The sequence below is a fragment of the Streptomyces viridifaciens genome (assembly GCF_001888885.2).
Lineage (GTDB): Bacteria > Actinomycetota > Actinomycetes > Streptomycetales > Streptomycetaceae > Kitasatospora > Kitasatospora aureofaciens.
In genome coordinates, this window is sequence record NZ_CP090841.1 from 36,574 (window position 1) to 58,577 (window position 22,004).

Genomic DNA, 22,004 nt, shown 5'->3' on the forward strand with positions numbered 1-22,004 from the left:
AGGGACGGACGGGCACCGGAGGCGCGGCCCGGTAGGCGGCGGCGGGATGGTTGCGGTACAACAATCCCTATTTGACGATTGATCGGAGAAACGCTGATATGAGCAGGTCAGGACTGTCCCGCCGCGCCCTGATCGCCGGGGCCGGTGCCGCCGTCGTCGGGTGGAACACCGCCACCCGCGCCTGGGCGACCGCACCGCAGGCCGACGTCGCCGAACTGCCGTCCCTGGACGGGTCGATGACACTGCGGGCCGAGGGCCTGGAGCGGTTCACCTCCGACTTCGGGCACCTGGTCAGCGCCGCGCCGAGAGCGGTGCTGCGGCCCGCCTCGGTGCGGGACGTGCAGCGGGTCGTGGAGTTCGCGCGGCGCCACCGCATCCCGGTGGCCGTCAACGGGCAGAGCGGGGACGCGGCGGTGGTGGGGCAGGCAGGGCTGGAGTCGCACTCCAGCTACGGCCAGGCCAATCCGCGCGGCGGCATCGCCGTCGACGCCCGCGGCCTGGACCGGGTGGTGTCGATCCGGCCCGGCGAGGCCGTGGTGGAGGCCGGCGCGACCTGGGCGCAGCTGACCGACGCCGCGCTGGCGCAGGGCTGGATGCCGCCGGTGCTGACGGACTATCTGCACCTGTCGGTGGGCGGGACGCTGAGCGTGGGCGGGATCGGCGGGGCGGTGCAGCACCACGGCCTGCAGACGGACACGGTGCGCGAACTGGAGGTGGTGACCGGCACCGGCGAGCTGGTCACGGCCTCGCGCGAGCGCAACCGGGAGCTGTTCGAGGCGGTGCTGGCCGGCGGCGGGCAGGTGGGGATCATCGTCCGGGCGACGCTGGCGCTGGTGCCGGCGCGCGAGCGCTCCACCGTGTTCACCCTGGCCTACGACGACCTGGACGCCTACCTCGCCGACCAGCAGAAGGTGCTGGCCGACGGCCGGTTCGACCTGCAGGTCGGCAACGTGGTGCGCAGCGCGGACGGGCAGCGCTGGCGGTACACGGCGGAGCTGGTGGCCTACGGGGACGCCGGGCGCCCAGTGGACCGGCAGGCGTTGCTGGCGGGGCTGAGCCCGGTGGCGGACGGGACGTCGGTGGTGGAGCAGAGCTGGCGCGAGTACGCGTTCCGGGTGGACGCGTTCGCGGGCTACCTGCGGGCGGCGGGGTTCTGGGGGCTGCCCAAGCCGTGGCTGAGCCTGTTCCTGCCGGCCTCCTCGGTGGGGGTGTTCATGCGGGAGGCCGCCTCGTCGCTGACGGCCGCGGACCTGGGGGCGGGGCTGCTGCTGTTCTACCCGTACGCGCGCGACAGGGTGCGCACCCCGCTGGCGGTGCTGCCGCAGGGTGAGGTGGGCTGGCACTTCGACCTGCTGGCCTTCCCCGCGCCGGGCGCGGACGTCGCCGGGATGCTGGAGCGCAACCGGCGCCTGTACGAGCGGGCGGTGCAGCTGGGCGGCAAGCGGTACCTGATCGGGGCGGTGCCGGGGATGACGGCCGCGGACTGGCAGCGGCACTACGGGGCACTGTGGGAGCGGGTGGAGGAGGCCAAGCGGCGCTTCGACCCGGCGGGGATCCTCACCCCCGGCCAGGGCATCCACAGCGCCTGACCCGCACCCGGCGGCGGGGGCCGTCCCGGCACTGGGGGACGGCCTCCGCGCCGGGAGACTGGGGCCTGTCAGGCGTAGAGGGCGGCGGTGCGGCGGGCCGCGTCGGCGAGGCGGGCGCGGAGTTCGGGTGGGTGGAGGACCTCGGCTTCCGGGCCGAGGCGGAGGAGTTCGAAGTAGCCGATGTCCCAGGTTTCGAGCGGCAGGGTGACGGTGACCCAGCCGTCGGGGTCCGCGGGGCCTGCGGTGGCGAGGGCGTCGGTGGCGGCGGTCGGCTCCAGCAGGACGGGGAGGTTCCGTAGGGCGAGCGGGCTGAGGCGTACGACGGCGCGTTCGCGCAGCATGGCGCGGGCGAACTCGCGGGCCGCGGTGGTCCAGTAGTCGGCGAGGTCGAAGTCCGGGTCGCGGTCGAAGCGTTCGTCGCCGGCCTCGGCGGTCTCGAAGCGGTCGACACGGTAGGAGGCGATCCGGCCGGAGGGGCCGCGGGCCGCGACGTACCACTGGCCGGCCTTCAGGACCAGGCCGTACGGTTCCAGCCGTCGCCGGCGGGTGCCGCCGCGTGCCGCGTAGCGGGCGTCGAGGACGCGGTCCTCCCACACGGCGCGGGAGACCTCGGCGAGCAGCGGCGGGGTCTGTGGGTCGCGGAACCAGGCCGGTGCGTCGAGGTGGAAGCGCCGGGCGGCGGCCGCGGGGGCGTCGCCGAGGGCGGCGGCGACCTTCAGCCGGGCGGCGAGGGCGTGTGCGGCCAGGCCCATGTCGCGCAGCGGGCCGGGGAGTCCGGCCAGGTGCAGGACTTCGGCTTCGGCGCGTTCGAGGCCGGTCAGGCGGGTGCGGTAGCCGTCGACGAGCCGGTAGCCGCCGCCGCGCCCGCGTTCGGCGTACACCGGCACTCCGGCTTCGAGCAGGGCGGCGATGTCGCGCTGCACGGTGCGCTCGGAGACCTCCAGCTCGGCCGCGAGCTCCGCGGCGGTCATGGTGTGCCGGGACTGCAGGAGCAGCAGCAGCGCGATGGTCCGGCTCGCCCGCACCGTGCCCTCCCTGCTCGCTGTCCTGCTCGGCCCCCGCTTCGCACCATTGTCACCGCTCGCGCGGGTCCGCCGCCCGTCGGTGTTCCACCTCTCCCGGGTCCCCCGGGTCGCGGTCGACAGCCCGGCGCAGGTTGTCGGTACGGGCGCCGAGATGTGGTCGGTGGTGCCGTCCGTCACTACTGGTCCGGTGTTGGGCCGAGTTGGGCGGGGTCGGGGGCGAAGGCGGTCATCCAGTGCGGGTGGAGCCGGTAGTAGACGACGTCGTTGTCCCAGTCGAAGGCGTCGTGGCCGTAGAAGTCGCGGAAGTGGGCCAGCAGTTCGGGCCAGTCGGCGGCCGCCGGGCCGCCGGGCGGGTTGAGGGTCTCCACCGTGCCGTGGGTGAACACGCCCAGATCCTCCCCGCGCAGGTGGGCGGCGCTGACGGCGGGCCGGGCGGCGAGGTGGCGGGCCTTGGCGGAGGAGCGGGCGGTGCCGAAATGCCACGTGCCGTGCAGGAAGTGGCCGTCCACGCCGCTGATGCGCGGCTCGCCGTTGGCGGTGACGGTGGACAGGGCGAGGGTGCACATGCCGGTGAGCACGCGGGTGAGCTGCTCTGCGGTGAGGGTGCGCTCGCTGTTGATGATCGAGCGCAGGTGGGCGGTGGAGCGGGCGAGCGAGGCGTCCAGGAGGGCCTGGAGGCGGTGGAGCTCGTCGGGTGTTTCGCGCATGGCGGATAAGGTCCTTGCCTGGTCGGTCCGGCCGGCGCCACGACGGCGCCGGCCGGCGGTGCCAGCCTCGGCCCTCAACCCGACATCTTCTGTCGTGTTTCCTCCTTTCCTCCGGATGGGCTGCCGGCGGTCTCAGCGGGCCAGGCATCCCAGCAGGGCGGAGGCCGCGGCGATGCCGGCGAGGGTGGCGGCGGCCAGGACGGCGAAGTCCAGCGGCAGGTGGGACGGGGTGCCGATCAGCAGGCCGCGCAGCGCGTCGACCTGGTAGCTGAGCGGGTTGACCTTGCTGACGGCCTGCAGCCAGCCCGGCATCAGGTCCAGGGGGTAGAGGGCGTTGGAGCCGAAGAACAGCGGCATGGTGATCGCCTGGCCGATGCCCATCAACCGGTCGCGGGTCAGCACGATCCCGGCGATGGCCATCGACAGGCAGGAGAAGAACGCCGAGCCGAGCAGCACCACCGCCACCACCCCGAGCAGGCGCAGCGGGTTCCAGGTCATCGCGACGCCGAGGACGGCGGCGATCAGCACCACGACGACGGCCTGCAGGACGGCCTTGACGCCGGCGGCGAAGGCCTTGCCGGTGACCAGGGCGGCGCGGGGAGTGGGTGTGACCAGCAGTTTGGTGAGCACCCCGGAGTCCCGCTCCCAGATGATCATGATGCCGTAGAAGATCGCGATGAACATCGCGGACTGGGCGATGATGCCCGGTGCGAGGTAGTCCAGGTAGGGGATGCCGCCGGTGGGGATGGCCTTGAGACGGGTGAAGGTCTCGCCGAAGATCAGCAGCCACAGGGCGGGCTGGACGGCCCGGGTGTAGAGCTCGGTGCGGTCGTGGCGCAGCTTCTGCAGTTCCACCGCGCACATCGCGGCGATGCGCGCGGGTACGAGGCGCCAGCCGGTGCGGGCCCGCGGGGGCACCAGCAGCAGGTCCAACTCCGGGCCCCGGTCGGGGGGTTCAGCCGACGCGGTTGGCCGTGCGGCGGGTACGGCGGACATCGCCGAAGTCTCCTTCCGTGGCGTCGGCCAGGTCGCGGCCGGCGAAGTGGCGGAACACGTCGTCCAGGGTCGGCTCGTCCCGGCCGTCCCGGCCGTCCCGGCCTTCATGGCCTGCCTGGCCTTGTTGGCCGTCCTGACGGACCTGGTCCTTGAGTTCGGCGGGAGTTCCCAGAGCGCGGATACGGCCGCGGTCCATCAGGGCGATGCGGTCGCAGTGACGGTCGGCCTCGTCCATGTAGTGGGTGGTGACCAGGACGGTCATACCGGTGGCCCGGCGGACGGCGTCCACGCGTTCCCACACGCCGGTGCGCGCGATCGGGTCCAGGCCGATGGTGGGTTCGTCCAGGACCAGCAGGCGCGGGGCACTGACCAGGGCCTGGGCGAGTTCGAGGCGGCGCACCATGCCGCCGGAGTACGTGGCCGCCATCCGGTCGGCGGCGTCGGTGAGGTCGACGGCGGCCAGGGCCTGGGTGACACGCCGGGCGCGTTCGGCGCGGGGGACGTCGAAGACCCGGGCGAACAGGGCGACGTTCTCGCGGCCGGTGAGTCCGGCGTCGGCGGACAGCTGCTGGGGGACGTAACCGAGCAGCCGCCTTACCTCCATGGGACGGCGGGTGGCGTCGTGACCGAAGACGCGCACCATACCGGCTCCGACCGGCAGCAGAGTGGTGATGGCGCGGATCGTGGTGGTCTTGCCCGCACCGTTGGGGCCCAGCAGGCCGAACACCTCGCCCGTGCGCACGGTCAGGTCGATGCCGTCCACGGCCCGGGTCACCTTCCCGCGGCCGTGGGTGAAGCTGTACTCCAGGCCCCGGCACACCACCGCTTCCTCGTGGTCCATCACTCCTCCTCCGCGTCCGGCAGGCTGCGCAGTCCCTCGGCAAGGCGGTGCAGCGCGGGCAGTGCGGCGGCCAGGGCGGCCCGCTCGGGCTCGGGCAGGTCCGCCACCAGCTCGGCCATCAGCGCCCTGCGGCGCCGGCGCCAGGCCTCGATCCGCTCCTCGGCCGCGACCGTCGCGTAGAGCAGCGCCGCCCGCCGGTCGTTTGGGTCCACCTCCCGGCGCAGCAGGTCCTGCGCCGCGAGCTGGTTGACCAGCGTGGAGACCGAGTTCCCGGCCAGGCACAGCTCCTCGGCCGCCTCGGACACCCTCAGACCGGGGCTGTCCATCACCAGGCGCAGCAGTTCCACCTGCGCACCGCGCAGTCTGGGCTGTTCGACACGGCGGCGCAGGCGGCGGCGCAGCATCCGGTGGATGCCGACGAGCAGGGCGGAGAACTCGTCCGCGACCGTGCCGTCGGGCGTTGCGGGGGCCCGTGTCGTCATGCTTTGATTTTAGCTCTCAGTGAGAGGTAACTGTCGAGAGGTGGGGCGGGGATCGGGGGCGGGGATCGGGGGCCCGGGTCGCAATTTGGGTAGCGCCGGGCTCTTCCGTCGCGCGCGGGCGCGGAGACATCCTGGGGGCATGCGGTGGATCCGGCGCGCAGTGCGGGTCGCGGACGGCGACGCGTTCCAGGCGTCCCTGTTCGGCGCCCTGGTGCTGGCTCTCGACCTGTGGCTGCTGTCCCGCACCGAGTACGACCCAACGGCCGTGGCCGCGCTGGTGGGCCTGGACTCGGCCGGAGCGCTGGCGGGCCTCGGCATCGGCATGGTGGGCGCCAGGGTGGACGCCCACCACCGGCGCGACACAACTCCCGCAGTGAGTCAGGGAGTTCGCCTGGTACGGTGCGCGGCGACGGGGGCCCTGTACGTTCACCTCCTGCTACCAGTAGCCCTCGTGGCCGACTTCGTCCTGCACCCGGACCACCTCATCGGCGTCCTCGGCGGCACCCTGGACCGAGACGACGCCCCCCGTTAGAGCCAGCAGCGTCCGCGCCCGCGCCCACGCCACGCCCGCGCAAGGGAAGTCGGCCCCGCCGACTTCCCGCTCCGCCGCCCCTCCGGGAGCAACTTTTCTCCCGGAACGGGAGGCGCTCGTCGGCGTCGGGGCCGGGGCCGCTGGTCAGGGCGTGGCGAGGTCGGCGCCGGCGGATCCGACCGCGGCCCGCCGGGGCTCAGGGGGCCGTGGCGGGGACGAGGTGGTCGAGGGCATGGGCGCTGTCCGTCGCGGCGCGGGTCGAGCGCGGGAGCATGAGGTCTTCGTACGCGCGGACGGCGGTGTCGACGTCGGCCGCGCTGGCCAGGGCGTGGGCGAGGTCGGCGCCGTCGAGCATGGCGAGGTTGGCGCCGAGTCCGACCGGGGGCATCAGGTGGGCGGCGTCGCCGAGCAGGGTGAGGCCGGGGACGTGCCGCCAGGTGTGCGGGGCGGGCAGGACGAACAGGGGCCTGCTGGTGAAGGGGTGGTCGCCGCCGTGCAGGAGGCGGCGCAGGCTCACGTGCCAGCCCTCGAACAGGTCCAGCAGGTGCGCGCGTACGGCCTGCTGGTCGCCGGGGTCGACGCCGGCGGCCGTGTGCCAGTCCTGGGGGGTGCGCAACGCGATGTAGGCGCGGATGTGGTGGTTGCTGTTGCGCTGGGCGACCAGGGTGCGGCCGGCGCCCTTGGCGAGCATCGAGCCGTGGCCGACGAGGCGGGCGAGGTCGGGGTGGCGGGTGTCGCAGTGGTCGAAGCCGGTTTCGAGGAAGGTGACGCCGGTGTAGCCGGGTACGGCCGGGGACAGGGCGGGTCGCACGCGGGACCAGGCGCCGTCGGCGCCGACGACCAGGTCGAAGTCCTCGGTGGTGCCGTCGGCGAAGTGGAGCCGGCAGGTGCCGTCCGTGAGCGGGGTGGCCGCGCTGACGGCGCGGCCCCAGCGCACGGTGCCTGCGGTGAGCGAGTCCAGGAGCAGGCCGCGCAGTTGGCCTCGGTCAATCTCCGGCCGGGCGCCGGAATCGGAGTCGGCGTCGGGGCCGGGGCCGGGGCCGGGGTTGGGGCCGGGGCCGGGGTTGGGGTCGGGGTTGGGGTCGGGCTCGAGGCCGCGGTCGGGGCCGGCCGGCGGGCCCTGCTGGGCCAGGGGTTCGGCGGTCGCGGGGTCGAGAACGCGCCACTGGTCGCCTTCGGGGCGGGCGAGGGCCTGGAAGCGCTCCAGGAGCCCCGCCGCGCACAGGGCGGCCTGGCCGGTGTCGGCGTGCAGGTCGAGGGTGCCGCCCTGGGGGCGGGCGTCGGGGCCCGCCTCGCGTTCGAAGACGGTGACGCGGCGGCCGTGCCGCTGCAGGACTCGGGCGCAGGTGAGGCCGCCGAGGCCGGCGCCGACGATGGCGATGCGGGGGTCGCGGGCATGGTTCATGACAGGCGCGAGTGCCTCTCGGGAGGTGGGTGCGGGTCGCCGGGAGGTCCGGCACCACCAAGAAAGCACACTCACTGAATAAGTGCAATGACTACACTTTCGCAGTGGGTTCACCTCACGGTAGGGTGGGCGAGTGACCGAAGCGACCGGGCGCCGCGAGCGCAAGAAGGCCCAGACCCGCCAGGCCCTGGCTGACGCCGCACTCGAACTCTTCCTCGAACGCGGCTACGACCAGGTCGGCGTCAAGGACGTCGCCGACGCCGCCGACGTCTCGGTCACCACGCTGTTCAAGCACTTCCCCGGCAAGGAGGCCCTGGTCTTCGACCAGGACGACGACCTGGAGGCGGCCCTGGTCGCCGCCGTACGCGAACGCCCCCCGGGCCGGTCCGTCCCCGAAGCCCTGCGCGAGCACCTCCTGCTCGGGCAGACCCGCTTCGCCGTCCACTCCGCGGACCCCCGCTTCGCCGCCTTCCTGCGCATGGTGCAGGACACCCCCGCCCTGCGCGACTACGCCCACCGCATGTGGACCCGCCACGAAGCGGCCCTGGCCGCCGCCATCGCCGAAGCCGCCGGCGCGCCCCGGGACGACGTCCGCTGCGCCGCCCTGGCCCGCTTCGCCCTGGAGGCCCGCAGCCTCATCCAGCGCCACCCCGACCCAGCCCGCGCCGCCGACGAGGTCTTCGCCCTCCTCGAACACGGCTGGACCGCCTCCCACCAGGGCACCTGACCGGGGCGCGGCGGCCGCCGCCCTCGGTCGGCGCTGGGCGAGGAGCACCGCGCGCTGCGCTGGGCTAACGAGGGGGTGCGCCGGGCGCCGCTCCAGGCGCGCTGCTACCGGCAGCTGCGCCGGGTACCGGCGGAGGAGTCGGGGATGGACCCGGCCGCCGAGGACCGGGAGCCGTACCTGTCGTTGCTGCGCTCTCGTGCCGTCGCCGTCGCCGGTGGCGGTGGCGGTGGCGGTGCGGACGGTGGACCCGATGCTGATGGGCGGCCCGTGCGTGATTCGTGTTGCGGAGGTGTTGCGGCGCGCGTGGCGGGGGGCTGCCCGTAGTAGCGTCTGCGCGTGAAGTCGCGCGTGGTGCGCGGTTTTTGGCGATGAGTGCTGCGGGACGGGGGCCGGGCTCGGGAAAGGGGTGGTGGGTGTGGGACGGGCACGCGTGACGGCGCGGGTGATCGTGCACCCCGGTGTGGAGGACGTGAGCGTCCAGCAGGTGTTGGAGGCCCTGGCCGATCCGGCGAGGCGCTCGGTGGTGCGCACTCTGGCGCACGCGGGCGCCGACCTGAGCTGCGGCTCCTTCGACCTGCCGGTCGGGCGCTCGACTTCCAGTCACCACTTCTCGGTACTGCGCGCGGCCGGGGTGCTGCGCCAGTACTACGTGGGCACCACGAAGATGAACACGCTGCGCGCCGAGGAGTTGGAGCGGCGCTTCCCGGGCCTGCTGTCGGCGGTGGTGGCCGCCGCCGACGCCGAGGCCCGGGACGCTCCCTGACAGTGGCCGGTGCCAGTCGATGGACAGTCAGCGGTACGCCGATGGTCAGTCGGTGACAGTCACGACGATCTTGCCGACCTGGGTGCCGCCCTCCAGGTAGCGGTGGGCCTCGACGATGCTGTCCAGGCCCTCGAAGACGCGGTCGACAGCGGGGGTGAAGGTGCCGTCGGCCAGGCCGGCGGTGATGAACGCATGGCCGCGGCGCAGCCGTTGGGCGTCGCGGCTGACCTCGTGGATGGTGTAGAAGCGGCTGCTGACGGGGGCGAAGGTGTCCTGGCCGGGCATGGGGGTGTCGCGCATGTCCAGGCGCCCGTAGACGATCAGGTGCCCGCCGGGGGCGATGGTGCCGGCGAGGGTGTTGACACCCGGTCCGGCAACGGCGTCGAAGACGGTGCGCACGCCTTCGCCACCGGTGATGTCCCGCACGCGGGCGGGCAGGTCCTCCTCACCGGTGACGATCACGTGGGCGGCGCCGGCGTCCAGGAGTTGCTGCGTCTTGGCGCGGGTGCGGGTGGTGGCGATGGGCACGGCACCGATGCGCCGGGCGATGCGGATCGCGGCCAGGCCCACGCTGGAGGCAGCGGCGGTGAGCAGCACGTGGTCGCCGGGGCGTAGGTGGCCGTCCTCGGCGAGGGCGCCGTAGGCGGTCAGGTAGGGCATCCAGGTGGCGGCGCCCTGGACGGCGCTGAGTTGGGCGGGGCGGTGGACGGCGGCGCGGGCGGGGACGAGGGCGTGGGTGGCGTAGACGCCGTAGTCGTTCTGGTCGAAGGCGGGGACGGAGTCGACGGCGTCGCCGATGCGGAAGCCGGTGACCCCCTCCCCGACGGCGTCCACGGTGCCGGCGGCTTCGTAGCCGGGGGTGGCGGGCAGTTGCGGCTGCTCCAGGTAGGTGCCGGCGCGGTAGAGGGCCTCGGCGCGGTTGAGTCCCAGCGCCTGGACCCTGATCCGGAGTTCGCCCGGCCCGGGCTGGGGCAGGGGCGTCTCGCGGACGGTGAGGACCTCGGGTACGCCGGTGGCGGTGAAGACGACTTTCCTGGGCATCGCGAACTCTCCCCTTGTCGACTGTGGGCCGGTGTGCGGTCCGCTTTCCACCCAAGCGGGGGCACGGCTCGCTGTCAAATTTCTATGGATGTCGAACAAAGGGGTGGAGGCAGTGGCCGTGCGGTAGTTGATGTCCCGCCACCTGCTTTTCGCAGGACCGGGAGAGGGCGCGCCGGGGGGTATGGGTGGCGTACGGGGCGGGGGTAGGGTGGTCGTCCATGATCGAGGACGACGACCGGGGGTGGGCCGGCACGCGCCGGTGGGTTCAGGGCGTGCTCGCACCCGGTGAGCGGATCGTGGGGGTGCGGGAGCTCAAGGGCGGGTGGACCTCGCGGATGCGCCGGCTGGACGTCGCACCCGCCGACAACGGCGGGAGTGTCGGTCGAGGCGGTGGCGGTGACGGCGATGGTGTCGGTGTCGGTGTCGGTGGGCAGGGTTACGCGCTGGTGCTGCGTTCCTTCGTCAAGCCGTTCTACCGCCGCCACGCCCCGGGCCTGCTGGCCCGGGAGGCCGATGTGCTGCGCCTGCTGGAGGCCAGGAGCATCCCGGTGGCCCGGCTGCGGGCGGTGGACGCGACGGGCGAGCACTGCGAGGATCCGTCGCTGGTGATGACCCACCTGCCCGGCAGTGTGCGGGTGCACGAGGACGGCGACGTGGCGCGCCGCACCGTGCTGCTGGCCGGGCAGTTGGCGGCCGTGCACGCCGTGGCGGTGCCGGAACAGGAACGCCCGCGTGCCTGGCAGGCGTGGACCTCGCCCGAGCGCGTGCAGATCCCCGCCGCGACCGCGCGTCCGCGCCTGTGGGAGCGGGCGGTGGAGGCGATCGACCGCGAGGCACCCGCGCACCGGGGCTGCTTCCTGCACCGCGACTTCCACCCGGGCAACGTGCTGTTCACCGGCAGCGGTGAGCAGTTGGCGGTCAGCGGCGTCGTCGACTGGGTGGAGACCTCCTGGGGCCCCGCCGACCTGGACGTCGCCCACTGCTCCACGGCGCTGGCCCTGCTGCACGGCGTGCCGGCGGGCATGGCCTTCGCCGACGCCTACGAGCGGGCCGGCGGCGTCCTGGCCACCGGCGGGGACCACCTGTACTGGCGGCTGCTGGACGCCCTGGCGTTCGCCCCGGACGCGCAGAAGGTCGCCGTGCCCTGGCGCGAGCTGGGGCGCACCGACCTGAGCGCGCCGGTGCTGGCGGGGCGCCTGGAGGACTACCTCCAGGCAGTGTTCGAGCGCTACGCGTAGTTAGTCCGGGGGGCGAAATCGCGCCTGGTGCCGCAGTTGTCGGGCTTGGCCCCGTGGAACGAGCCGGGCACGTTCAGCCAGGAAAACGAAGTGCAGGTGCATCCCAGCAGGCCGGCTGCGCCCGAACGGCCCGCTACGGCCCGGGGCCGGGGAGTGCCGGGTGTTGATCGACGCGGGCCCGGCTCCGTACCATCGCCCAATGGAGCACGACGACCTTCCGACCCTCGAACTCGCCTTTCCCGGGCCGGAACGCGACCGGGGCGTGGCGGCGATCCTGAGCGGCGACAAGACCGCTCTCACCGGCCTGCTGGAGATCTACGAGCACGCCCGCGAGGCACTGCCGACGGCCGGACAGCGCTTCTCGGTGCTCGACTCCGCGGGCCGCCCGGCCGTCACGATCGAACTCCTCGACGTACAGGTCGTAGCCATGAAGGAGATCGACGACGACTTCGCGCGCGCCGAGGGACGCGGCTACGCCGACGCCGCCCAATGGCGTACCGCCCACGAGGAGTTCTTCCGCAGCGAGGGCGTCAGCGCCTTCCTCGGCCGCACCCCGGCCATCGGCGACGACACCCTCGTTGTCGCCCAACGCTTCCGCGTCGCCGACCCCACCACCCCGAACCCGGCGCGCCCCCAGCGCTCCTGACCACCCGGCCCGCGACCACAGCACACCGGCACACCTCTCGGGCAAGCGGGCCCGCCTACTTCCCCTGCCCCACCAGGCGCCACCACCAGGTCACCGCGTAGGGCCTCGCACGCCTCCCCGCCATTCCTGACAATCTGCCCCCACTGACGCGTCCGCGAACGCCGCACATCAGCAAGCCCTTGCGACAGCGAGCCCTGGACGTGAGAAGTCGGACCCGCCGACTTCTCACGCTCCCCCACCCCACCGGCGAGCTCGCCCGGCAGCGGCGAAGCGGCAGACACTTCCCAGAGATAAGAGCGCAGTGGCGCCCAGACGGCATCCCCGTCACCGAATGCACCCGCAGGGGTCGGGCCACCGGCCTTGAGACAGCAGGTCCAAGCGCAGGAATCCGGACCCACCGACGTGCCTTGTGTCCCCGGATCGGCACACCCGACTCCACAACCTCCTCCTCCTCACCAGCCAACACGGTCACCTCGCCAAGGTGCGGCCGTGGAAGAAGTCCCCTGGTTCGAGCACCACAAGGACGACCTGTCCTCCGCGGAGCAGGAGTTCGCGGCTGTGCTTTCTGCGCGCGCGAGGCCTCGACGACCAACCGGAACACGGTCCGATCAGGTATTCGCCGCTTGTGGCAGCCCAGCGGGTGATTCGGATCGAACTCCGGGCGCTTGGGAAACAACGCCGAGAGCTGGTCCCACAGCGGCTCGAACAGAGATGACGGCATGCTTCACGCCGGCGGCGCGACCCCCGACTCCGGGCTGGAAAGGCCTCAACGCCCGCCAGCGGCGCGGTGCATGGCGCGGCGGGCGCGTTGGGGCGCGGCGTCGTCGCGTTGGAGCTGGATGGCCTGGTTGGCGGACATGGCGATGCCGTTGAGCTCGAAGGCGATCTGGGCCGGGTCGGTGTCGGGCGGCAGGTCCCCCGTCTCGACCGCCGCCGCGGCGAGGTGTTCGAGGTAGGCCAGCCAGCGGCCGGCGGCCTGTGCGACCGCGTCGCGGACCGGGCCGGGACGGCCGTCGAACTCCGTGGCCGCCGCGGTGAGAAAGCAGCCGCCCTCGGCGATTCCGCCGTGCTCGAGGTAGTCGATCCAGGCGTCGCACAGGTGGCGCAGCCGTTCGATGCCCGTCGCGGTTCGGGGCACCCTGGCGGGAACCAGTTGCCGGAACTGCTCGACGGCGGCATCGAAGGTGGCCAGTTGAAGTGCCTCCTTGGAGCCGAAGTGCCCGTACACGACGACTCGGCTGGGCGGGAATCGAGATCGAGGCAGCCGGAGGACGCGCCGTCATCGACGCAGTCACCGCGATGCCCCAACTGGCCCACATCATCGGCCCGCCCCGCACCGAGCTCCTGCCGCCGGCAGGACCGGTCGACCTGGCACTCGTGACCCACCTGCACGAAGACCACACCGACGCGGCCGCCCTCGCCGCGGCACTCGCCCCGGACGGGATCCTGCTACGCCCCGCGCCCGCCGAGGGCACCGCGCGCGAGACCCCGGACACCGCCGCCGCCGAAGCCGGCCTGGCCGAGCACAAGCTGCCCGCGATGGTGGTGGAGCCCTGGCAGAGCGTCAGCGCAGGGCCGTTCACCGCGACCGCCGTTCCCGCGGTCGACGGGCTCGGCGCACCGCAGGTGTCCTGGGTCGTAGAGGTGGGCGGTCGCCGGATCCTCCACTGCGGAGACACCCTCTTCCACGGGCACTGGTGGCGGATCGCCCAGCGCCTGGGCCCGTTCGACGCGGCCTTCCTGCCGGTCAACGGAGCCGTGTGCACCTTCCCGCACCTGCACCCCGCGAGCTCGTTCCCCGTCGACCTCGACCCCGCCCAGGCGGCTGCGGCAGCCCACCTGCTGGGCGCCCGGATCGCGGTGCCGATCCACTACGACACTCTCCACACGGTCGGGGTGTACGAGCAGATCGACGACCCGTCAGGGGCGTTCACCACCGCCTGCGACGAACTCGGCGTGGTCAGTCGGGTGCTCGACCCCGGTGGCACCCTCGACCTGCCCGCCGGCAAGGGCGACGCCGGGAACGATAGGACAGCGGTTGATTAGCACGGCCGGACATTCTCTGCCCCATGACTGAACCGAACGCCGATCCGGAGCACATACTCGACGACCTCCTCGCGGGAAGGCCGGCATCCTCGAGCTGACGCGGGCGCTGACTTCCGCCGAGCCCCGCTCGTTCCGGCCGCTGCTCGCCGACGAGGACCGGTCCAGCCCCTACGATCTCGACGGGCTCGACGACTACGAGCGGGAGCAGGTTCGCCGCGGGGCGCTGCTCGTCCTGGCCGACGATTTCGTCGACGAGACGGAATGGGGCGGCGACGACATAGCGGTGGGATTCCGCCGGGCAGACGATTTCTCCGAGGATTTCGAGGAACTCGTCACACTCATCTCGGCGCACTACGGCGAGGCTGTCGAGAACGCAGATGAGCTGCGTTACTCGGATTCCGGCAAGGCGGCCTACTGGCGAGCGGGAGAGTCGACGTTGGTGCTCCAAGTCTTCGTCAACTACCCCGGCGGCAATATCGAGCTCCACCTCTGGCTCGCGGCGATCGCCGACCAAGCGTGAGCCCCGGCCCGCCGCCGAACTCCACCGCGTCGGGCTTTGCCGGCGCGGCCGGAGCGCGCCGCTGCTGGGCCGGTAGGTCCGCCGCTGCTCGGAACGCGACGGCCTGGCCGTCGACTTCTACCTCTACCTCGCCGCCGCGTTCGTCACCGTCCGCGCACTCGTCCGGGAGGCCAGCGCCCGCTACCGCTGGGACACGACCCACCACACGGCGCCTGAAATGTCGCCAATCCTCGGTCGCTCCGCCCCACGGGAGGGCCGTGCGGCACCGGCCGGGGCGGGCCCCGGGCCCGGGGCGGGAACTGCGGGTGCGGGGTGCGGGCGGCGGGTGGTACGAAGCCGGGTACGGACGACCTGGTCACCGAACTCCTCATCCTTCACCCGCCGACCACGCGCCAGGCCCGGCGCCTCCTGGGCGGTGACCCTGGCCCCGACGGGGCCGTGGGCGCCGGGCCACCCCGCCGACGGCGACCTCGCCGGGGCCCGCCGTACCTGCGGGTTTGCGCGGACGACAGCGACCCGCAGGACACCGTCACCGTCGGCTACGGGCTGGTGGCCGCGGCCCGGGGCTACGCCGCGGAGGCGCTGCGCGCACTGCTGGAGCTGGCCCGCGCACACGAAGCGGCACGCGTGGTCGGCGACACGACCTGGAGAAGACCGCCTCCCAGCGCGTCATTGCCGCCGCCGGCATGCGCCCCGCCGGGCGCGACGCGCACCTGGGGTACTACGAGAGCGCCTGGCCACCCGCCCCCTGCCTCCCGGGCCCCGGGGAAAGGGCGGAGCCCGAGCCTGTGGCAGTGGCAGTGGCAGGGGCGGGGGTGCCCAGCACCCAGGCCGGGTAGTGCCGCGCGGCCAGCAGCGGCGAGGGCGGGGCGCCCGGGTGCAGGGCACCGACCGGGAAGAACGCCGCCTGGCAGCGCCGGCACCACCAGCCGCTGCGCCACCGCGCGACCAGGTGCTGCCAGCGCGCCTGCCGGCCCCGCAGCAGTTCCTCCTCCCGCCTCCGCGCCCGGCGGCGGGAGAGCATGCGCACCACCAGGGCCGCACCCGTCAGCACCGCCGGACCAACGAGTCCGCCCAGCAGGTAGCCCGCCCGGTAGGCGTCCCCGTAGCGATCCAGGTCCGGACGCGGGCGCAGCAGGGAGAGCACCCCCAGCAGCAGCCACAACGCCGCCAGCACCACCAGCACGGCCACCGCCGCGCTGTCCCGCACGGGCCCGGGCTGCGGGGCCGGCGGCGGGGCCAGGTGGGCGGCCGCCGACGGGTCCACGGCAGCGGCCACCACGTCCCCCAGGGCCTCGGGCACGGGCAGGACGTGCTCCCCGCCGGCGCAACCCGGGCATATGACGCTCATCGAACTGTCCACTCCTCAGGAAGACTTGTGCGCGAACGATCCAGGAAGCAGTACACCACGAAGCGCTGACGGTACGTCACTCGATTTCACGAGCCATCGTGGGACAGAAGGATCCATGGGCTCGGGAGGCGGGGCAGGGCGAAGCAGGGCGGGGCAGGGCGAGTCGGGTCGAGTTGCGAACTGCGCTCTGTGCCCGGCACAGCCCGGAAGCCGAATGGCCGCGCGCCCCGGAGGAGGTCGGACGCCGCCCCGGTCCGACCACCACGCAACAGGCGGGGCACGACCCGCAGCGCGTACAAGCCCGGGCCGACGGGGCAAGACACCGCCCACCGCAGACGCCCCGGCGCCGCGCCGACAGCAGACGCCCACACCAAGAACGGCTCCCTCCGGAGTTCCGTCGAACCTGATGTCTCACGCGTCGCGATGTCGAATACTCGAACTGTGCAGGCCTTCCCCATGAACCCGGATCGGCTCGAAGGGCCCGTGCTGCTGCTGGACGACGCCGGCGCCGCGTGGCAGCTCCGGAAGAAGCGAGTCGATCTTCGCGCTGTGCGTCGACTGATGAAGGACCCCGCCTCGGTCGTCGTGCTCGGAGAGAGCGGCGGGACTCGCCCCCGGCTCGTCGTCGATGGTGAACGCCCGATGCTCTGGGGCATGGTCAAGGACGACTACAAGGGGTCTGGCGGAAGCCGAACGGCAGGACGCTACCTGGCGCACGAGTTCCGCACGCATGCCGACCGTCGCATGCTCTACCTGGAAGAGCACTGCTGACAGCGGCACCGGTCACGCCCGTTTGGGGATCCGGGTGCGGAGAGGCCGGAACGAGGCCCGGCGGCCAAGGCACGTGCGTGGCAGGGGATTCGGGTGGCGCCCGCCCAGTCGCAGGCGCCGGGGGCCCCGGGGGCCGGGACCGCCGCTCGCGCGGGCCGACGTCGGAAGCTGCGGCCGCGCCCTTGTGGAACGGTGCGGGCGGCACGCCGCGCCGACGCGGCACGGGCCGCGGACACCGGCAGGGACGGCACCCGCAACACGACGTCGTCGAAGGCGTCCGGCTCACGAGCTCGCGCCGGCCGTACCGCTCGTCTCCCTCCCCTCGGCGCCGAGGCACTCCGGCCGTCGGCGGCCCGGGCCGGTCTCAGGCGCGGGGCATCGGGCGGTGGGTGGTGGCGTGCAGGTAGGCGTCGACCTGCGTGCGGCGGTAGCCGCCGCGCACCACGGCGAACACCGGGGTGTCCGGGCGGTGGTGCGGCGCCAGGGCGAGGAAGGCGTCCACCGCGCCCGTGTCGTAGCCGCGCCAAGCGGTGGCGAAGACGGGCAGCGGCAGCGCCGCTGTCTGCGCCTCGAACGCCTCGGTCACCGCCCTGTCGACCTGCCCCGGCGCGTAGCCGCGTGCAACGACCCGGAATCGCGGCCGGGGCTGGCGCCGGTCCGGTGCCTGGGCGAGGTAGGCGTCGACCTGTGAGCGCTCGTAGCCGTGGCGCACCAGGTCGAACCCGCGCCGCCCAGCCCCGCCAGCGGACGCCTCGCCGGGCACGGGCGCCGCGACGGGGGCGGAGGCGGGGTCGAGCCCTACGACGGTGCGGGCGGCGGCCACCGCCCGGTCGACCTGTGCCCGGTCGTAGCCGCGCCGGGCGACCTCGAACCGCGGTGCGGTCGGGCGCAGCTCCGGGGGCAGGGCGAGGTAGGCGTCGACCGCTGCCGTGTCGTAGCCGCGCCGCACCACGTCGAAACTCCCCTGCCCGCCCGCCTGCGCCACCGTCTCGTCCCGCCCGCCGGCCATCCGCCCGCCCCCGCCCGTCCCGTCCAGCGACCGCCTCGGGGGCGCTCGCCGCTCACAGTGCGGCCAGCATCGCACAGACCTCCCCCGTCCCCCACCCGCCGCACAACCGTCGGCCGACAACCGTCGGCCGCGGCCACCGGCCGGGCCTGGGAGGCGGGTGCGGTGTCCGTTCCTCGGTCACCGGCGGTGGGCGCCGGTGGGCGGGCAGTAGGATCGGCGGCGTTGTCATCCGTACACCGCTGGTAGGAGGCTTTTCATGGCTCAGGTCACGCTGAAGGGGAACCCGGTCGAGGTCGGCGGCGCGCTGCCGGCCGTGGGCAGCCAGGCCCCGGCGTTCACGCTGGTCGGCGAGGGTCTCGTGGACACCTCGCTCAAGGACTTCGCCGGTCGGCGCAAGGTCCTGAACATCTTCCCGAGCATCGACACCCCGACCTGCGCGACCTCGGTTCGCACCTTCAACGCCAAGGCGGGCGCGCTGGAGAACACCGTGGTGCTGTGCATCTCCGCGGACCTGCCGTTCGCGCAGGCCCGCTTCTGCGGCGCGGAGGGCCTGGAGAACGTCAAGACCCTCTCCACCCTGCGCGGACGCGACTTCCACGACTCCTACGGCGTGTCGATCAACGACGGCCCGCTGGCCGGCCTGACCGCCCGCGCCGTGGTCGTCCTGGACGAGAACGACACCGTCCTGCACACCGAGCTCGTCGCCGAGATCGCCGAGGAGCCCAACTACGAGGCCGCCCTCGCCGTCCTGAACTGACGCACCGGCCCGGGCCCGTACCCGGACCGCACCCCGACGGGCCCGCCCCGCACTCCCTTCCCGGATGCGCGGCGGGCCCGCCGGTCGTTGGGCGGCCGGTCGTTGGGCGGCCGGTCCGGCGCGCTGCCCGGACCGGCGTTGCAACGTGGCGGGTGTCGTCCGGCGCCGGCGGCTGCTCAGCAGAGGGTCGCGAAGCTGTAGCCGCGGGCCTTGAGGGTGGACAGGATGGTGGGCAGGGCCGCGGCGGTCTGGCTGCGGTCCCCGCCGCCGTCGTGCATCAGGATGACCGAGCCCGGGCGGACGTTCCGCAGCACCCTCGACTCGATCGCCCCCGTCCCCGGCCGGGACCAGTCGGCCGGGTCCACGGACCAGAGCACGATCTGCTTGCCGAGCGCCGCAGCTCGGGAGCGCACCGTTCCGTTGACCGCGCCGTACGGCGGGCGCAGGCACTTCGGGGTTCGGCCGGTCTGCGCCCGGATGGCCTGATCGGTGTTGCCCACCTGGGAGTTGAAGGAGGGCCCGGAAAGCCGGCGCAGGTCCGGGTGCGACCAGGAGTGGTTCTGCACGCTGTGGCCCTGGCGGGCGACCTGCGCCGTGAGCGAGGGGTGGGCGGCGACGTTCTCCCCGATCTCGAAGAAGGTCGCGTGCACCCCGTAGCGGCTGAGGATCGAGAGGATCCTCGGGGTGTAGGTGGGGCTGGGGCCGTCGTCGAAGGTGAGGTAGACGACCTTGCCACTCCCTCCCCCGCTCCCGGTCATCCCGGCCCCGGCCGCCCCGGCGGCCTCCGCCGTCCCGGTGGGTACCGCGACCACCGCCCCCGCCACCAGCGCCACGGCCAGGGCGCCGATCGTGGTCCGGACCCTTCCGACTCCCCTGCGCCCAACGGGTCGTACCGCCATGCCTGCCCCCTGACGTCGGAAACTGCCGCGTACCGGCCAGTCTGCGCCGACGACCGCCGAGGTCGCGACCCCACCGAGGACGAAAGGGGGTGAAATCGGCCAGCCGGCTGGCGTATTGACGGAAGGCGGACAGCGGAGCGCCCCCGGCTGGCCGACCGGCTCTGCCGGTGGCCTCAACTCCCCCCGCGCGAAACCGGTTTCAGCGCGAGTCGCGTCCGTGCAGGACCAGGGAGCGGGTGAGCGCGAGCAGGCCCGCCGTGCACAGCGCGGTGCGGAGCATGTTCGTCGCGACCCACGTGCCCTCGAACTTCGCCCGCATGGCGGCGAGGTCGTGGATCCGGGCAGGGTCGCCGGCCGCCGCCAGCTCGTTGTTCAGCGGGATGTTGACCCCCATCGTCACCATCAGCGCCACCACGTACAGCAGGGTCGCCGCGCCCGCCCACAGCGCGGCCCGCCGACGGCCCGCCTTGTGCTGCAGCCAGGCCGCGACGCCGGTCGCGAGGAAGGCGCCGACGAAGACGAGACCGAACATGCCGTTCTCGATCGACTCGTTGATGTGCCGCATCGCCGTCACGTACGTCCGGTCGTCCCCGGCTGCCAGGCCCGGCATCACCGACACGTCGAAGGCGAAGAACAGCCCCGCCATCAGCCCCATCGCGATGGTGGCACCGACCACCACCGGACCGGCGGCCTTGCTGCGGGTGGTGGCCGTCACCGGCCGGACGCTCCCTCGGATCAGGCCGTCGACGGCCGCTCGGGCGGTGGAGGAAGCAGGAGTCGTGGTCTGGTTGGAGCGCATCGGCCATCCTTCGGTTCTGCCGGTCCCCGCCCCTCGCGGGAACCACCTCGCCCGGAGTCCCGGACTGAGAAGCGACCGGCGGACGGAGCGGGCCTCCCTGGGCCCTCGCTGTCGTCCGTCCCGGGTGTCCTCCAGTCAAGTCCACGCCGGGCCCGGCGAACCATGGCCTCCGCGCTCAGCCGCATACGCGAGCATCTACGACGCCGACGGGGCCCCGGAACCCGGGGCCGCCCGTCCTCCCGCGACCACCGGAACACACCGGGGCCGTAGCGGACCACGGCTCCCGGGAGGCGGAAAGGTGTGGCGGAGCGTCAACAGCCGGCGCTAGGCTCCCCGCGATGAACACTTTCGCTGATCTCGGATCGGAGGTCCCGCTCGCGCAAGGTGAGTGCTGATGCTCACTCACACCGCGAACGGGGACGACTCCCGACTTTCCTTCTGGCGGCGCGTACGCGAGTACGCCGTGCCGCCCTCCATGATCGAGGCTGCTACCGCACGTCGGCTGTCCGGCGACTGGGCCGGGGCCTGCGCCGCCGCCAACGTCGAGATCGACTTCCAGCTGCCACGCGTCGCCCGCGCCCACGGCCGGGAGTTCGCCGAGCGGCTACGGGGTGACCTGCGCTGCCTGGCACCGGACCTGCTGCGCTGGCACCTGCCCAGAACCGCACCCGACGGGCTGCTGCGCGCCGGGCTGACCGTGTCCCTGGTCCGCTACCCGGGCGAGCGCCCGGTCCACCTGGTGGTCCGGACACCGCCCGCCTGGGCGGAGTACGGGCAGCGGATCAGCCTGGCGCTCTGGGACGGATCCTCGGACGGTCCCGCCCCGCATCCGCACCCACGCCCCAGCCGCCGGTTCCGGCTCGACCTGCACCGGCACCTCTGGGACGCTGACCGCAGCGGGGAGTTGGCGCTGCGTGCCGGTCTCGGACGGCCCGCCGAAGGGCCCCAGGACCGGCCCCGGGACGGACCTGACCGCTACGGGCTGCGCCACGCCGTCGACCGCTGGGCCGCCGAGGCGGAGGTCCTGCTGCGCGCCGAGGGACGCCCGCCCGGGCCGGTCGTGGTCCGCCTGGAACACGGCCGACGGCTGCTTCTCACCCCGAACCGGCCGAACCGGCTGGACGACCCGAACGACCCGACCCAGCCGGACGGGCCGCCCGAGGAGGCCGCCGACGACCTCCGCTCCCTGCCGCTGCTGCCCGACGCGGCGACCTGGGTGCTGCCCGACGTCGACCTGCTGCGCAGCGACGCGATCGAGCCCGACCGGCTGCACCCACTGGTGGCGGCCGCGCTGGCGCCCGGCCACCGAGCCGACCGGCGCCGTCAACCGACCGCCGGACAAAGGCTGGTGGAGTGCCGCGGTGCTCAGCACCGGATCGCCGTCGTCGACGGAGTGCTGACAGCGCTCGACCACGACCCGGCCCAGCTGCGGCGCGAGGAGCTGCTGGCCTCGCTGTCCGGCACCCCGCTGCCGTGCCTGCGCGCGATCGACCAGGCGCACCGCGATCCGGCCGAACTGGCCGGTGTGCGCGAGCGGTTGGACCACGGCGACACCGCCGGGGCGCTGGCCGTGGTGGAGGGCCTGCTCGGCCCGCAGGCGGCGCTGCGCGACGGCCCACTGCGGGACGAACTCGCGGCGGCGGCGGAACGCCGGGTCGCCTACGGCCTCTACCGGGCCGGCCTGACCATCGACCAGCGAGTCAAGGCCGTGCAGAGCGAGGCCTCCTACGCCCACTACCGGACGCCGGTCCGGGACTGCTATCGGACCATCGGCTTCCCGTTCCCCCGGCGCCCTCGCACCGCCACCCGCTGAAGCCCTGAGCGCCTTGGCGCCTGGGCGCCTTGCTTCCGACCTCCCAA

At 73.6% G+C, this 22,004-nt stretch carries 23 protein-coding genes and 2 pseudogenes; 12 read left to right on the forward strand and 13 right to left on the reverse strand.

Annotated elements, in window-relative coordinates:
• Positions 1 to 98: 98 nt before the first annotated feature.
• Complete coding sequence (locus BOQ63_RS07690; protein WP_072653915.1) at positions 99 to 1,589, forward strand: FAD-binding protein; 1,491 nt, start codon at positions 99 to 101, stop codon at positions 1,587 to 1,589.
• Positions 1,590 to 1,657: 68 nt separating this feature from the next.
• On the opposite strand, the gene BOQ63_RS07695 is transcribed toward BOQ63_RS07690, so the two are convergent.
• The 5 genes from BOQ63_RS07695 to BOQ63_RS07715 form a co-directional block, all read right to left on the reverse strand.
• The gene (locus BOQ63_RS07695; RefSeq protein ID WP_072653916.1) at positions 1,658 to 2,614 is read right to left on the reverse strand and encodes a helix-turn-helix transcriptional regulator; all 957 of its coding nucleotides are present in this window, start codon (positions 2,612 to 2,614) and stop codon (positions 1,658 to 1,660) included.
• A gap of 176 nt (positions 2,615 to 2,790) precedes the next feature.
• Complete coding sequence (locus tag BOQ63_RS07700) at positions 2,791 to 3,321, reverse strand: pyridoxamine 5'-phosphate oxidase family protein (protein ID WP_030284800.1); 531 nt, start codon at positions 3,319 to 3,321, stop codon at positions 2,791 to 2,793.
• 132 nt (positions 3,322 to 3,453) lie between these two features.
• Positions 3,454 to 4,317, reverse strand: a complete 864-nt coding sequence (locus tag BOQ63_RS07705; protein WP_072653917.1) for an ABC transporter permease — start codon at positions 4,315 to 4,317, stop codon at positions 3,454 to 3,456.
• The gene (locus BOQ63_RS07710) at positions 4,277 to 5,158 is read right to left on the reverse strand and encodes an ATP-binding cassette domain-containing protein (RefSeq protein WP_030284797.1); all 882 of its coding nucleotides are present in this window, start codon (positions 5,156 to 5,158) and stop codon (positions 4,277 to 4,279) included. The genes BOQ63_RS07705 and BOQ63_RS07710 overlap by 41 nt, the downstream gene beginning before the upstream one ends.
• A complete protein-coding gene (locus BOQ63_RS07715) occupies positions 5,158 to 5,640 on the reverse strand; it encodes a MarR family winged helix-turn-helix transcriptional regulator (RefSeq protein WP_072653918.1) in 483 nt (160 codons plus the stop codon). The genes BOQ63_RS07710 and BOQ63_RS07715 overlap by 1 nt, the downstream gene beginning before the upstream one ends.
• A 139-nt stretch (positions 5,641 to 5,779) precedes the next feature.
• On the opposite strand from BOQ63_RS07715, the gene BOQ63_RS07720 reads away from it, so the two are divergent.
• Positions 5,780 to 6,172, forward strand: coding sequence for a hypothetical protein (locus tag BOQ63_RS07720; protein ID WP_072653919.1), 393 nt, complete (start codon positions 5,780 to 5,782; stop codon positions 6,170 to 6,172).
• Between the two features lie 196 nt (positions 6,173 to 6,368).
• On the opposite strand, the gene BOQ63_RS07725 is transcribed toward BOQ63_RS07720, so the two are convergent.
• A complete protein-coding gene (locus BOQ63_RS07725; protein ID WP_150475726.1) occupies positions 6,369 to 7,577 on the reverse strand; it encodes an FAD-dependent oxidoreductase in 1,209 nt (402 codons plus the stop codon).
• A 133-nt stretch (positions 7,578 to 7,710) separates the two neighbouring features.
• On the opposite strand from BOQ63_RS07725, the gene BOQ63_RS07730 reads away from it, so the two are divergent.
• Together BOQ63_RS07730 and BOQ63_RS07735 are read left to right on the forward strand one after the other, a co-directional pair.
• Positions 7,711 to 8,304, forward strand: coding sequence for a TetR/AcrR family transcriptional regulator (locus BOQ63_RS07730; protein ID WP_030284788.1), 594 nt, complete (start codon positions 7,711 to 7,713; stop codon positions 8,302 to 8,304).
• Positions 8,305 to 8,719: 415 nt separating this feature from the next.
• Positions 8,720 to 9,067, forward strand: a complete 348-nt coding sequence (locus BOQ63_RS07735; protein WP_030552897.1) for an ArsR/SmtB family transcription factor — start codon at positions 8,720 to 8,722, stop codon at positions 9,065 to 9,067.
• A gap of 45 nt (positions 9,068 to 9,112) precedes the next feature.
• Here the strand turns inward: BOQ63_RS07735 and BOQ63_RS07740 are convergent, their stop codons facing one another.
• A complete protein-coding gene (locus BOQ63_RS07740; protein ID WP_072653920.1) occupies positions 9,113 to 10,108 on the reverse strand; it encodes a zinc-dependent alcohol dehydrogenase family protein in 996 nt (331 codons plus the stop codon).
• 218 nt (positions 10,109 to 10,326) lie between these two features.
• On the opposite strand from BOQ63_RS07740, the gene BOQ63_RS07745 reads away from it, so the two are divergent.
• Positions 10,327 to 11,346 (forward strand): phosphotransferase family protein, encoded by a 1,020-nt coding sequence (locus BOQ63_RS07745; RefSeq protein ID WP_072653921.1) that lies wholly within the window; start codon positions 10,327 to 10,329, stop codon positions 11,344 to 11,346.
• A gap of 199 nt (positions 11,347 to 11,545) precedes the next feature.
• Complete coding sequence (locus BOQ63_RS07750) at positions 11,546 to 11,992, forward strand: ASCH domain-containing protein (RefSeq protein WP_046385805.1); 447 nt, start codon at positions 11,546 to 11,548, stop codon at positions 11,990 to 11,992.
• 577 nt (positions 11,993 to 12,569) lie between these two features.
• Here BOQ63_RS07750 and BOQ63_RS07755 read toward each other — a convergent pair.
• A pseudogene (locus BOQ63_RS07755) lies at positions 12,570 to 12,713 on the reverse strand (IS5/IS1182 family transposase); the annotation flags it as partial.
• Positions 12,714 to 12,758: 45 nt separating this feature from the next.
• Positions 12,759 to 13,220 (reverse strand): TetR family transcriptional regulator C-terminal domain-containing protein, encoded by a 462-nt coding sequence (locus BOQ63_RS07760; protein ID WP_072653922.1) that lies wholly within the window; start codon positions 13,218 to 13,220, stop codon positions 12,759 to 12,761.
• Between BOQ63_RS07760 and BOQ63_RS07765 the strand changes: the two genes are divergently transcribed.
• From BOQ63_RS07765 to BOQ63_RS07775, 3 genes and pseudogenes are all read left to right on the forward strand, one after another.
• Positions 13,190 to 14,038 (forward strand): MBL fold metallo-hydrolase, encoded by an 849-nt coding sequence (locus BOQ63_RS07765; RefSeq protein ID WP_030284777.1) that lies wholly within the window; start codon positions 13,190 to 13,192, stop codon positions 14,036 to 14,038. The genes BOQ63_RS07760 and BOQ63_RS07765 overlap by 31 nt on opposite strands.
• A 283-nt stretch (positions 14,039 to 14,321) precedes the next feature.
• On the forward strand, positions 14,322 to 14,558 hold the full coding sequence (locus BOQ63_RS07770; protein WP_030284775.1) for a hypothetical protein: 237 nt from the start codon (positions 14,322 to 14,324) through the stop codon (positions 14,556 to 14,558).
• Between the two features lie 76 nt (positions 14,559 to 14,634).
• Positions 14,635 to 14,773 (forward strand): annotated as a pseudogene (locus BOQ63_RS07775) (IS5/IS1182 family transposase); the annotation flags it as partial.
• 506 nt (positions 14,774 to 15,279) lie between these two features.
• On the opposite strand, the gene BOQ63_RS07780 reads toward BOQ63_RS07775, so the two are convergent.
• Entirely contained in the window at positions 15,280 to 15,909 is a 630-nt protein-coding gene (locus BOQ63_RS07780) for a hypothetical protein (RefSeq protein ID WP_072653923.1), read from the reverse strand.
• A 441-nt stretch (positions 15,910 to 16,350) separates the two neighbouring features.
• Between BOQ63_RS07780 and BOQ63_RS07785 the strand changes: the two genes are divergently transcribed.
• Positions 16,351 to 16,680 carry a hypothetical protein gene (locus BOQ63_RS07785; RefSeq protein WP_030552911.1) on the forward strand — a complete coding sequence of 110 codons (330 nt, stop codon included), beginning with the start codon at positions 16,351 to 16,353 and terminating at the stop codon, positions 16,678 to 16,680.
• A gap of 364 nt (positions 16,681 to 17,044) precedes the next feature.
• On the opposite strand, the gene BOQ63_RS07790 is transcribed toward BOQ63_RS07785, so the two are convergent.
• A complete protein-coding gene (locus tag BOQ63_RS07790; RefSeq protein WP_030284771.1) occupies positions 17,045 to 17,689 on the reverse strand; it encodes a hypothetical protein in 645 nt (214 codons plus the stop codon).
• 256 nt (positions 17,690 to 17,945) lie between these two features.
• Here BOQ63_RS07790 and tpx point away from each other — a divergent pair, with 256 nt between their 5' ends.
• Positions 17,946 to 18,446 (forward strand): thiol peroxidase, encoded by a 501-nt coding sequence (gene tpx / locus BOQ63_RS07795; RefSeq protein WP_030284770.1) that lies wholly within the window; start codon positions 17,946 to 17,948, stop codon positions 18,444 to 18,446.
• A 176-nt stretch (positions 18,447 to 18,622) separates the two neighbouring features.
• Here tpx and BOQ63_RS07800 read toward each other — a convergent pair whose 3' ends face one another.
• Together BOQ63_RS07800 and BOQ63_RS07805 are read right to left on the reverse strand one after the other, a co-directional pair.
• Complete coding sequence (locus tag BOQ63_RS07800) at positions 18,623 to 19,345, reverse strand: polysaccharide deacetylase family protein (protein ID WP_030284769.1); 723 nt, start codon at positions 19,343 to 19,345, stop codon at positions 18,623 to 18,625.
• A 199-nt stretch (positions 19,346 to 19,544) separates the two neighbouring features.
• Positions 19,545 to 20,144 (reverse strand): anthrone oxygenase family protein, encoded by a 600-nt coding sequence (locus BOQ63_RS07805; protein WP_079183511.1) that lies wholly within the window; start codon positions 20,142 to 20,144, stop codon positions 19,545 to 19,547.
• Between the two features lie 394 nt (positions 20,145 to 20,538).
• Here BOQ63_RS07805 and BOQ63_RS07810 point away from each other — a divergent pair, with 394 nt between their 5' ends.
• Positions 20,539 to 21,957 carry a hypothetical protein gene (locus BOQ63_RS07810; RefSeq protein ID WP_072653925.1) on the forward strand — a complete coding sequence of 473 codons (1,419 nt, stop codon included), beginning with the start codon at positions 20,539 to 20,541 and terminating at the stop codon, positions 21,955 to 21,957.
• Positions 21,958 to 22,004 lie beyond the last annotated feature (47 nt).